This is a genomic window from Salipiger pentaromativorans (assembly GCF_024721115.1).
Classification (GTDB): Bacteria; Pseudomonadota; Alphaproteobacteria; order Rhodobacterales; family Rhodobacteraceae; genus Salipiger; species Salipiger pentaromativorans.
On record NZ_JAMDHK010000001.1, the window covers coordinates 192,555 to 203,955 of the forward strand.

Annotated in this window: 9 protein-coding genes; 5 read left to right on the plus strand and 4 right to left on the minus strand. The window is 65.9% G+C overall.

Features of this window, described 5'->3' with window-relative positions; genetic code table 11:
• Both M4578_RS00865 and M4578_RS00870 read right to left on the minus strand, forming a co-directional pair.
• Window positions 1-1,496, minus strand: a 1,496-nt coding sequence (locus tag M4578_RS00865; RefSeq protein ID WP_258091545.1) for an ABC transporter substrate-binding protein, incomplete at its 3' end; no start/stop codon positions are given.
• Between the two features lie 89 nt (window positions 1,497-1,585).
• Window positions 1,586-2,356, minus strand: coding sequence for a class II aldolase/adducin family protein (locus M4578_RS00870; RefSeq protein ID WP_258091546.1), 771 nt, complete (start codon window positions 2,354-2,356; stop codon window positions 1,586-1,588).
• 127 nt (window positions 2,357-2,483) lie between these two features.
• On the opposite strand from M4578_RS00870, the gene M4578_RS00875 reads away from it, so the two are divergent.
• The 4 genes from M4578_RS00875 (at window position 2,484) to M4578_RS00890 (ending at window position 7,010) form a co-directional block, all read left to right on the plus strand.
• A complete protein-coding gene (locus M4578_RS00875) occupies window positions 2,484-3,185 on the plus strand; it encodes a GntR family transcriptional regulator (RefSeq protein ID WP_258091547.1) in 702 nt (233 codons plus the stop codon).
• Entirely contained in the window at window positions 3,182-4,210 is a 1,029-nt protein-coding gene (locus M4578_RS00880) for a histone deacetylase family protein (protein ID WP_258091548.1), read from the plus strand. The genes M4578_RS00875 and M4578_RS00880 overlap by 4 nt, the downstream gene beginning before the upstream one ends.
• Entirely contained in the window at window positions 4,207-5,493 is a 1,287-nt protein-coding gene (locus M4578_RS00885) for an ArgE/DapE family deacylase (protein ID WP_258091549.1), read from the plus strand. The genes M4578_RS00880 and M4578_RS00885 overlap by 4 nt, the downstream gene beginning before the upstream one ends.
• 134 nt (window positions 5,494-5,627) lie before the next feature.
• The gene (locus M4578_RS00890) at window positions 5,628-7,010 is read left to right on the plus strand and encodes an aspartate aminotransferase family protein (protein ID WP_258091550.1); all 1,383 of its coding nucleotides are present in this window, start codon (window positions 5,628-5,630) and stop codon (window positions 7,008-7,010) included.
• Between the two features lie 188 nt (window positions 7,011-7,198).
• Here the strand turns inward: M4578_RS00890 and nagA are convergent, their stop codons facing one another.
• Window positions 7,199-8,344, minus strand: a complete 1,146-nt coding sequence (gene nagA / locus M4578_RS00895; RefSeq protein WP_258091551.1) for an N-acetylglucosamine-6-phosphate deacetylase — start codon at window positions 8,342-8,344, stop codon at window positions 7,199-7,201.
• A 49-nt stretch (window positions 8,345-8,393) separates the two neighbouring features.
• A complete protein-coding gene (locus tag M4578_RS00900) occupies window positions 8,394-8,705 on the minus strand; it encodes an ETC complex I subunit (RefSeq protein WP_258091552.1) in 312 nt (103 codons plus the stop codon).
• Window positions 8,706-9,144: 439 nt separating this feature from the next.
• Between M4578_RS00900 and uvrB the strand changes: the two genes are divergently transcribed.
• Window positions 9,145-11,343: an excinuclease ABC subunit UvrB gene (gene uvrB, locus M4578_RS00905; RefSeq protein WP_258091553.1), complete on the plus strand. Its 2,199-nt coding sequence runs from the start codon at window positions 9,145-9,147 to the stop codon at window positions 11,341-11,343.
• Window positions 11,344-11,401 lie beyond the last annotated feature (58 nt).

Sequence of the window (11,401 nt, forward strand, 5' to 3'; positions counted from 1 at the left end):
GTCACCAGATCCTTCACGTCACAGCGATAGATCGTCGGGAACTCCAGTTCGAGCATCCAGGCCACCGGCACGTCATCGACGATTTCGGTCTGGATCTCGTCATAGGCCGCCTGCCGGTCCGCCGGGTTGGGCATGCTCGCCGCCGCGAACCATTTCGCATCGAGCTCGGGATTGTTGTAGCCCTCGACATTGTTCCAGGGGCTGCCCTTCTCGATCCGGTCGGCGGTGTAGTTCCGCGACACGCCCAGCGCCGGATCGCCGTATTGGTAGAGATAGGTGAAGGCCATGTCGTAATCCCAGTTGGCCGTCTTCTCGTTCCAGCCGGCGACATCGGTGCTGTCGATCTGCACCTCGATCCCCACTTCGGTGAGGTTCTGCCGCACCGCCTCGGCCCAGCGCTGCCAGGTCTCGCCATAGGGCAGCGGCAGCAGCCGGATCGGCGTGCCGTCATAGCCCATCTCGGCCAGAAGTTCCTTGGCCTTGTCGGGGTTGTAGTCGTAATGGGTCACGTCGTCGGAGTAGAAATTCGTCTTGGACGAGATCGGCCCCGTGGGCACCTTGCCGAAGCCGTTCCAGACCACATCCTTCATGAATTCCCGGTTCATGGCGTACATCACCGCCTGACGGAACCGCACATCCGCGGTCGGACCTTCGCGGTTGTTGAGCCACATCCAGGCCAGCGGCGCGAAGAACTCCCAGCCCTCGCCGGTGACGCAGACGCCCTCCATCTCGGTCAGGCGCGGCACGTCCCAGTTTTCCACCGACCCGCCGGGCAGCACATCGACCTCGCCGGTCTCGAAGGCCACGGCGCGGGCGGCGGCGTCGGGGATCACCCGGTAATAGACCTCGTCGAGATAGGGCAGCCCCTCGACATAATAGTCCTCGTTCTTCACCAGATGAATGTAGCTGCCCTTTTCCCAGGCATCGAACTTGAAGGGCCCGGTGCCGATCGGGGTGGCGTTGGCCGGGTTGGTGGCGAAATCCGTCCCCTCATAGATATGCTTGGGCACCATCGGCATGGTCGCCGCCTCGAAGACGCTGATGAAGGGGCCGAAGGGCTCTTTCAGCGTGAAGACCACGGTCAGCGGATCCGGGGCCGTGACGCTCTCGACATAGGCGAGCGAGGCGCGCAGACGGGCATGGGTCTCGCGCAGGAAGACATCGGCCGAGAACACCACATCGTCGGCGGTGAAGGGTTCGCCGTCGTGCCAGGTCACGCCGTCGTTGAGCTGGAACGTGTAGGTCAGCCCGTCCTCGGAGATTTCCCAGCTCTTGGCGAGGCCGGGCATCGGCTCCAGATCGGTGTTGTAGCGCAGCAGGCCCTCGTAGATGTCGCCGGCCACAAGCTGGGTGGGGCCGTTCTGCACCAGCCCCAGCATGAGCCCCGGCGGTTCCGGCTGCACGACGATGTCGAGACGACCGCCGGCCTCTTGCGCGGCGAGCGGCGCCGCCAGCGCGGCGGCGATCAGAAAGGTAGTCGCTTTGAGATGTTTCATGGGTTCCCTGTCGGTTTTTGTCGGTTCTGGGCTTGGTCTGTCTTGATGCAGACTCTGCCGCCCCGGATCGGGCCGGGACGAACGGACGGCTATCCGCGATAGCCGGGTGCGACCGTCTCGAGCTGACGCAGGAAAGCGTCCCATTCGGGATCGGGCGCGCCCTGCTCCTCGGTCTTGTCATAAGCGGATTCGTATTGGCGGGCGGTATGCTCGGCCACCGCGTCGGACAGCACCACCGGCGTGAGCCCCATGCCCAGCGCCGCCACCTGCGCCTTGCAGGAGCGTTCGAGATTGAGCGCCAGCTTGACCGCCTCGGCCACCGAACGGCCAAGGATCAGCGTGCCGTGATTGCGCAGGAACATCACCCGCTTCTCGCCGAGATCCTCCACGATCCGGGCGCGTTCCTCGAGATTCAGCGCGATGCCTTCGTAATCGTGAAACGCGATACGGTCGAAGAACTGCGCCGACCACTGGTTGAGCGGCAGGAGCCCTTCCTTAACCGAGGACAGCGCGACCCCCGCCACCGTATGGGTGTGCAGCACGCAGACGGCATCGTGACGCGCCATATGCACCGCGGAATGGATGGTGAAGCCCGCCGCATTCACCCCGGCGCCATATGGGTCGTCGATCACCGCGCCGGCCTCGTCGATGGTGACCAGATTGGCCGCGGTCACCTCGTCGAAGCGCAGCCCGTAGGGGTTGAGCAGAAACCGCTTCTCGCCTTCGGGCCCGTCGGGCATCCGCACCGAGATATGGGTGTAGATGCTGTCATCCATCCCCCAATGCGCGATCAGCCGATAGGCCGCCGCCAGATCCCGGCGCAACCGCGTGATCGTATCCGTTCCCGCACCATCGGGCATGAGACGCGTCCTTTTCCTGTGTCGCCCCAAGGAAAGAACATCCGCGCCTCATGGGTCAAGTAAATTGTCGACAATCGGCAAAACGACAATTAGCGTGACGGAAAGATGTGCTTTTGGCTCCGGGTCCATGGATCAGCAGAACGACAATGACGGGTTCGCGCCGCTCGACCGCGAGGGGCTTGTCCAGCGCGTGGCCCGGCGGCTGAGCAAGGCCATCGTGACCGGCCAGCTTGCGCCCGGCGCGCGGCTTTCGGAATCGGTGGTGGCGCGGCAACTGGGGGTGAGTCGCGCCCCCGTGCGCGAAGCGGCACGGCTGCTCGAGAACTCGGGGCTGATCACCTATCTGCCCAACCGCGGCTTTTTCGTGCGCAGCATCTCGGCGCGCGAGCTGGAAGATCTGTACGAACTGCGGCTGGTGATCGAGACGGCGGCGGTGCGGCGCCTGATCCGCAACGGGCTGGGCGCGGCCGAAGCGCAGCTTGCCGCCCAGATCGACGAGCTGCATCGCGTGGCGGGTCCGGATTTCGACATGCTGACCCAGGTCGAGGCCGATATGGAGTTTCACCGCCTGCTCTGCGCCGCCTCGGGCAACCCGAAATTCCTGGCGGTCTTTCAGCAGATCGCCACCGAAACCGAGCTCTCGATCATGCTGATCGGCCGTCTCTACGACGACGCGCACAGGCTGGCCGAGACCCATGAACCGATCCTCGCGGCGCTGCGCGCCGGCGACGAGGCCCGCGCCGTCGAGGCGATCCGCTATCACATCGACGTGGCCCGCGCGGTCGTGACCGAACAGTTCCGCAAGCTCGAAGGCGACCTGTCAGAATGAAATGCTTCTACGCCCCCGAGACCGAGGCCCACGACCCGGTCTTTCGCCTCACCCATGGCAAGATCCTGCGCAACGCCGAACAGGCCGAGCGCGCCACCCTGCTGCGGGCCGGGCTCGCCCGCCTGTCGCTCGAGACGGAAGCCCCGCCCGAAGCGCCCCGCGCCGCGCTCGAGACGGTGCACACGCCCGCCTTCCTCGACTTTCTCGAAACCGCCTGGACGGAATGGCAGGCGCTGCCCGACCACGGGCCCGAGGTGGTGCCCAACGTGTTTGCCCAGCGCGGCTTTGCCACCTATCCCGAGGGGATCGTGGGACGGGCCGGCTGGCATATGGGCGACACTTCCGCGCCCATCGGCAAGCATAGCTGGACGGCCACACGCCGCGCCGCCGATTGCGCCATCGCCGCCGCCGACGCGGTGCTGGCGGGCGAGCCTGCCGCCTATGCGCTCTGCCGCCCCGCCGGGCATCACAGCTCGGCCGACATGGCGGCCGGCCATTGCCTGATGAACAATTCCGCCATCGCCGCCGCCCGCCTGCGCGACGGTCATGCGCGCGTCGCCACGCTGGACATCGACGTGCATCACGGCAACGGCACGCAGGCGATCTTCTACGAACGCGACGATGTGCTGACCGTCTCGGTCCACACCGATCCCTCCAGCTATTACCCGTTCTTCGTGGGCTATGCGCATGAGACCGGCAGCGGTGCCGGCGCCGGCCATAACCTCAACCTCCCCCTGCCCCGCACCACCACCGACGCCGCGTGGCTTGCCGCCATCGCCGAGGGGCTGGACCGGATCGCCGCGTTCGCCCCCGGGGCGCTGATGCTGAGCCTCGGGCTCGACGCTCACGAGAAAGACCCGCTCAAGGGCATGCAGGTGAGCTGGGACGGGTTCCGCCGTGCCGGCGAGATGATCGCGGCGGCGGGCTATCCCACCGTGCTGGTGCAGGAGGGCGGCTATCTATCGCACGACCTCACGACCTCGCTGGTCTCGTTCCTGACCGGCTTTCTGGGGCGTGCGGCATGACCGGGCTGAGCCAGGATCTGACCGGGCGCATTCTGGCCGAGGTCGCGGCCGGGTTCGAGGAACAGATCGCCTTTACCGAAGCGCTGAGCCGCTACCCCTCGCTGCGCGGCCAGGAGCACACGGCGCAGGATTTCCTGCATGACGCCCTGAAACGGCGCGGCTACGCCATGGATCGCTGGGCCATCGACGTCGAGGACATCCGGCATCACCCGGGCTTTTCGCCGGTGACCATCGACTATTCCAATGCCATCAACGTGGTGGGCACGCTGCGCCCGCGCGCGGAGACCGGCCGATCGCTGATCCTCAACGGTCATGTGGACGTGGTGCCGACCGGGCCCACTGATATATGGTCGTCGCCCCCCTTCGAGCCGCGCCGCGAGGGCGACTGGCTATACGGGCGCGGCGTGGCCGACATGAAGGCCGGGATCGCGGCGAATATCTTTGCCGTCGATGCGCTGGCGCGGCTGGGCTACCGGCCCGCCGCGACGCTCTACCAGCAATCGGTGGTCGAGGAGGAATGTACCGGCAACGGCGCGCTGGCCTGTCTGCAACGCGGCTACCGCGCCGATGCGGCGATCATCCCCGAGCCCGAGGACGACATGCTGGTGCGCGCCAATACCGGCGTGCTGTGGTTCCGCGTCCGGGTACAGGGCGCCCCGGTGCATGTGCGCGAGGCGGGCAGCGGCGCCAACGCAATCGAGGCCGCCTACGATCTGATCAAAGCGCTGCGCGGTCTGGAAGCGGAGTGGAACAGCCGCAAGGGCGCGCATCGCCATTTCGAGGATCTCGACCACCCGATCAACTTCAACGTCGGCAAGATCGCCGGCGGCGACTGGGCCTCGTCGGTGCCGGCCTGGTGCGACTTCGACTGCCGCATCGCGCTCTACCCCGGTATCCGGGCGCAAGACGCCGCCCGCGAGATCGAGGACCATCTGCGCCGGGCTTCGGAGAGCATCCCCTTCCTCGCCAACAACCCGCCCGAGGTGGTCTTCAACGGCTTCTTTGCCGAAGGATATGTGCTGGAAGAGGGCAGCGCCGCCGAGGGCACCCTCGCCCGCGCCCATATGGCCAGCTATGCCAAACCGCTCGAGAGCTTTGTGACGCCGGGCTATCTGGACGGGCGCGTCTTCGTGATCTACGCCGATACCCCCTGCCTGGTCTACGGCCCCTATTCCGAGGCGATCCACGGCTTCGACGAGCGGGTGAAACTGTCCTCTGTCCAGCGCGTCACCGGCACGATCGCCCTGTTTATCGCGGAATGGTGCGGGCTGGAAGAGATTTGATCAAATTCACCCCGTGACCTTTCCCGCATTCTGCCCTTAGACTTCCCGCCAAAGCGCGCCTGAGTCCCGTGGCCGCTTCCCGATCCGCAACCCCCGGCCCCGAAACGGGCCCGACAGCCAACATGGAGAGATTAATGAACCAGCGCCCGAATTCCCTGCACGCATCCGACATCGCGCATTCGATGCACCCCTATACCAATATGCGTCTGCATGAGGAAAAGGGCCCGATGATCATGGCCAAGGGCGACGGCGCCCGTGTCTACGACATCGACGGCAAGGAATATATCGAGGCGCTGGCGGGGCTCTGGTCGGTGGCGGTCGGTTTCTCGGAAACCCGCCTGGCGGATGTCGCCTATGAGCAGCTCAAGAAGCTGCCCTACTACCACACCTTCGCGCACAAGGCGCACGAACCCTCGATCCGTCTGGCCGAAAAGCTGGTCGAGATGACGCCCGAGGGGCTGAACCGGGTGTTCTTCACCAATTCCGGCTCCGAGGCGAACGACACGGTCATCAAGATGGCCTGGTTCCTCAACAACGGTCTGGGCCGCCCGGAGAAGAAGAAGTTCCTGTCGCGCAACAAGGCCTATCACGGCATCACCATCGCGTCCGGCTCGCTCACCGGCCTGCCCGCGAACCACAAGGATTTCGACCTGCCGGCGATTCCGGTCACCCATCTGACCACGCCGCATTACTGGAAATTCGCCAATGAGGGCGAGACCGAGGCCGAGTTCACCGCCCGCCTGCTGAAAGAGCTGGAAGACACGATCCTCGCCGAAGGCCCCGAGACCATCGCGGGCTTCATCGGCGAGCCGGTGATGGGTGCCGGCGGCGTGATGACCCCGCCCGAAGGCTACTGGCCGGGCGTTGCCGAGATCTGCGCGAAATACGACATCCTGCTGGTGGCCGACGAGGTCATCAACGGGTTCGGCCGCACCGGCGCGCCCTTCGGCTGCCAGAAATACGGCTTCACCCCCGATATCCTGGTGACCTCGAAACAGCTCACCTCGTCCTATATGCCGCTCGCGGCCATCGTGGTGAACGACAAGGTCTATAACGCCATCGCCGACAACACCGCCAAGCTGGGCACCTTCGGCCACGGCTTCACCGGCTCGGGTCACCCGGTCGCCTGCGCCGTGGGCCTCGAGAACCTCAAGATCATCGAAGAGAAGGATCTGATGGGCAACGCGGCGCGTCTGGAACCGATGTTCCAGGAGGGTTTGCGCAAATTCGCCGATCATCCGCTGGTGGGCGAGGTGCGCGGCGTCGGGCTGATCGCGGGCGTCGAGATGGCCAAGGACCGCGAAAAGCGCGAGGCCTTCCAGCCCGCGGGCTCCATGGCCGCCAAGGTGACCGCATTCTGCGCCGAGGAAGGGCTGATCGTGCGCGCCGTCTACGAAACGGTGGCCTTCTGCCCGCCGCTCATCGTGACCGAAGAGGATGTCGAGCAGATCCTCGCCCGCTTCGGCCGCGCGCTCGACCGCGCGCTGGACTGGGCGAAGGCCGAAGGCATGCTCTGAGGCACAGACCTCCTGACGATGCTTTGCGGCCCGGACAGTTTGTCCGGGCCGTTTTCGTATTCTGCATGCTGTCAGTCTGTCGTTGCACGCCGGCACCTTCGGCTTGTGTCCGGGCTTGCGGCGTGGAGATTGCACAGGCAGATCCACCAATCTGCCGTTTCAGAAGACGATCCCGCCTGCCACAGACATCACCCTTCTGGGCAAACTCCGCGCAGAACCAGCCCCTCCGCGCCCTGCCCGAGCCGGATCGGCGTCGCCGCCTCGCCCTCGGTCAGCGTCCCGACACCGGCGGGCAGCCCCGCCAACCGCGCGGGAACCGAGGTGGCCATTGCCAGCGCCCGCGCAAGCGGCACGCCCGCCTCCGTCACCAAAAAGTTCACCGCCCGCGTCAGATCGAGATCGGCCCCGGCCAGCGTGCCGTCTTCCAGCAGCAGCCGCCCGCCCGCGCGGGTGATCCAGCGCCCGTTCAGAAAGAACCCGTCCTCCTCCGTACCGGCGGGCGCCATCGCGTCGGTGACCAGAAAGACACCTTCGGGCTTCGCCGCCAGCGCAATCCGCATCGCCGCCGGGTGCACATGCGCACCGTCCGCGATCAGACCCGCCGACAGGCCCGGACAATCCAGCGCCGCGCCCACCAGACCGGGCGCGCGCTTGTCGAGCTGGCTCATCGCGTTGAACAGATGGGTGACGCAGCGCGCCCCCGCCGCCGCATAAGCGCGGCAGGTGTCGTAATCCGCATCCGTATGGCCCAGCGACACCAAAACCCCCGCCCCGACCAGCGCGGAAACCTGGGACAATGTCACGCTTTCGGGAGCAACGGTCACCATCAGCACCGGCAACCGCGCCGCCGCATCGCAAAGCAGATCAAGATCGCGCGGCGCCATCGCCCGGATCAGTGCCGGGTCATGCGCGCCCTTGCGCGCCAGCGACAGATGCGGCCCCTCCAGATGCAACCCGCCGATCCCCGCCACCCCCTGCTCTACCGCCTCGGCAACCGCCGCGACGGCGGCGGCGCTGCGCTCATAGGTGTCGGTGATCAGTGTCGGAAGGATCGTCGTGCTGCCAAGCCCGCGATGCGCCGTGGCGATCCGGGCCAGATCGGCGACCGTGGGGCCGTCGTTCACCATGACGCCGCCGCCGCCGTTCACCTGAAGATCGACATAGCCGGGGGCGATCAGATCGCCGTCAAGCTCGACAACCGTTGCGCCCTGCGGCGTCACCGCCGCCTCGGGCGCCAGCGCCACAACCCGCGCGCCGGACATGTGCAGCGCGTGCCCGGTCAGAAGGCGGGCCCCATCGAAGATGAGCCCGCCGCGATAGAGTGTGTCTGTCATGGCATCCGCCACGGTCTACGGCCGCCGGCGAGGGGCACGGCCCTTGCGCTCAGTGCGTCCAGGCACCCTTGCGATCGACCGCGAAATTCTCGGCATAGCCACGCGCGCGGATATTCGGCTTGCGCTTGTGCGGCTCGCTCACCGTCGCCTCGATCCCGTGTTCCTTGGCGTAGTCGAGCGCCGCAGCCTTGCTGTCGAATTTCAGCCGCACCTGCGTCTGGGTGTCGGCGGACGAGGTCCATCCCATCAGCGGGTCGACCTCGCGCGGCGTGGTCGGTGCAAATTCGAGAACCCAGTATTTCGTCTTGCCCTGCCCCGAGGACATTGCCGTCTTGGCGGGCTGATAGATCCGTGCGCGCATGGAATCCTCCTGAAGATCACCAAGGTTATCCGGGATTTGGCCGAACAGGGCAAGGGATCAGGCCGGAATCGCAGGCAATTTCATGCGACGTTCTGCGACCGCGGCACCGCAGCGGCAAACAGGGCCCGCTCCGCCAGGAGAACACGGGGAGCGAGGGGTGGGGTTGTGTGCTCCCGCCGGACCGGGCCGGCTGCTTGCAGAAGAAAGATATGTTTCAAACTCTCCTTTCAGCAACGAAAAAGCAGCGGATCCCGGGACGGCCTCTTTCCCAAACGCGGCCCTCCCGGGCGGTTCTGACGCTTTCTCAATACCTTACATAACGGAATCCCATCCCGGCGGCCCTGCCCGTTTTCCAGGCACCCCCGGGCATGGCCCTCCCCCCTTGAAACTTCCCCGCCCGGCAACAATTCTGGCAGGCATCCGTCCGAGGAAATTCCCGATGCCCTACGCCCATTCCGACAAATCCACTCCGATGATGCACGCCCCCGCCCCGGATGTGCGCAGCCGCGAAAAGCTCGAGGGCGGCAAGCGCTTTGTCATGCAGACCGAGTTCCAGCCGGCGGGCGACCAGCCCACCGCCATTGCCGAACTGTCTGCCGGGGTGAACGACGGCGAGCGCAATCAGGTGCTGCTGGGCGCCACCGGCACGGGCAAGACCTTCACCATGGCCAAGGTGATCGAGGAAACCCAGCGCCCGGCGATCATCCTTGCCCCGAACAAGACGCTGGCGGCGCAGTTATACGGCGAATTCAAGGGGTTCTTCCCGGAGAACTCGGTCGAATACTTCGTCTCCTATTACGACTACTACCAGCCCGAGGCCTATGTGCCGCGCTCGGACACCTATATCGAGAAGGAATCCCAGATCAACGAGCAGATCGACCGGATGCGCCACTCGGCCACCCGCGCGCTGCTCGAACGCGACGATGTGATCATCGTGGCCTCGGTCTCCTGCATCTACGGCATCGGCTCGGTCGAGACCTATGGCGCGATGACCCAGGATCTGGTGGCGGGCAACGAATACGACCAGCGCAAGGTGATGGCGGATCTGGTGGCGCAGCAGTACCGGCGCAACGATCAGGCCTTTCAGCGCGGCTCGTTCCGGGTGCGCGGGGACTCGCTGGAGATCTGGCCCGCCCACCTCGAAGACCGCGCCTGGAAGCTGAGCTTCTTCGGCGAGGAGCTGGAGGCGATCACCGAATTCGATCCGCTCACCGGCCAGAAGACCGGCAGTTTCGAGCGCATCCGCGTCTATGCGAATTCTCACTATGTGACGCCGAAACCGACGATGAATCAGGCGGTTGTGCAGATCAAGAAAGAGCTGCGCCAGCGTCTCGACCAGCTGGTCGGCGAAGGCAAGCTGCTGGAGGCGCAGCGGCTGGAGCAGCGCACCAATTTCGACATCGAGATGCTGGAGGCCACCGGCGTCTGCAACGGCATCGAGAACTATTCGCGCTATCTCACCGGCCGCGCGCCGGGCGAGCCGCCGCCCACGCTCTTCGAATTCATCCCCGACAACGCCATCGTCTTCGCCGACGAAAGCCATGTCACCGTGCCGCAGATCGGCGGCATGTACCGGGGCGACTACCGGCGCAAGTTCACCCTGGCCGAGCATGGCTTCCGCCTGCCCTCCTGCATGGACAACCGCCCGCTCAAATTCGAGGAATGGGACGCGATGCGCCCGCAATCGGTGTTTGTCTCAGCGACCCCTGCCGCGTGGGAGCTGGAACAGGCGGGCGGCGTCTTCACCGAACAGGTGATCCGCCCCACCGGGCTTCTGGACCCGCAGGTCGAGATCCGCCCCGTGGAGATGCAGGTGGACGACCTGCTCGACGAGGTGCGCAAGGTGACGGCGGCGGGGTTCCGCACGCTGGTCACCACGCTGACCAAGCGCATGGCCGAGGATCTGACGGAATACATGCACGAACAGGGCATCAAGGTGCGCTACATGCATTCCGACATCGACACGATCGAGCGGATCGAGATCCTGCGCGACCTGCGGCTCGGCGCTTTCGACGTGCTGATCGGCATCAACCTGCTGCGCGAGGGGCTTGACATTCCCGAATGCGGGCTGGTGGCCATTCTGGACGCGGACAAGGAGGGGTTCCTGCGCTCGGAAACCTCGCTGGTGCAGACCATCGGGCGGGCGGCGCGGAACGCCGAGGGCCGCGTCATCATGTATGCCGACCGCATCACCGGCTCGATGGAGCGCGCCATGGCCGAGACCGACCGGCGCCGCGCCAAGCAGATCGCCTATAACGAGGAACACGGCATCACCCCCGCGACGGTGAAGAAGAACGTCGAGGATATTCTGGCCGGGCTCTATCAGGGCGATGTGGACATGAACCGGGTGACGGCGACGGTGGACAAGGGCCGCGCCGGGGCCAATCTGGAAACGGTTCTGGAAGGGCTGCGCACGGATATGCGCAAGGCCGCCGAGAACCTGGAGTTCGAAGAGGCCGCGCGGCTGCGCGACGAGATCAAGCGGCTGGAAGCGGTGGACCTCGCGGTGCATGACGACCCGCTGGCGCGGCAGTCGGCGGTCGAGGCGGCCTCGGAGGCGGCGGTCAAATCCTCGGGTCGATCCACGGCGGGCCGCCCCGGGCAGCGCGGCGGGAATGTGAAGCGACGGAAGCGGTAGGGTGGGCAATCTGCCCACCTTTGCCCCTCTCGGCGCCGCCTGGCATGGTGGGCAGATT

Coding starts and splice junctions, on each gene's coding strand:
- M4578_RS00875 (WP_258091547.1), top strand. CDS start 2,484: ATGGATCAGCAGAACGACAATGACGGGTTCGCGCCGCTCGACCGCGAG.
- nagA (WP_258091551.1), bottom strand. CDS start 8,344: ATGACAGACACACTCTATCGCGGCGGGCTCATCTTCGATGGGGCCCGC.
- M4578_RS00890 (WP_258091550.1), top strand. CDS start 5,628: ATGAACCAGCGCCCGAATTCCCTGCACGCATCCGACATCGCGCATTCG.
- M4578_RS00870 (WP_258091546.1), bottom strand. CDS start 2,356: ATGCCCGATGGTGCGGGAACGGATACGATCACGCGGTTGCGCCGGGAT.
- M4578_RS00900 (WP_258091552.1), bottom strand. CDS start 8,705: ATGCGCGCACGGATCTATCAGCCCGCCAAGACGGCAATGTCCTCGGGG.
- M4578_RS00885 (WP_258091549.1), top strand. CDS start 4,207: ATGACCGGGCTGAGCCAGGATCTGACCGGGCGCATTCTGGCCGAGGTC.
- M4578_RS00880 (WP_258091548.1), top strand. CDS start 3,182: ATGAAATGCTTCTACGCCCCCGAGACCGAGGCCCACGACCCGGTCTTT.
- uvrB (WP_258091553.1), top strand. CDS start 9,145: ATGCCCTACGCCCATTCCGACAAATCCACTCCGATGATGCACGCCCCC.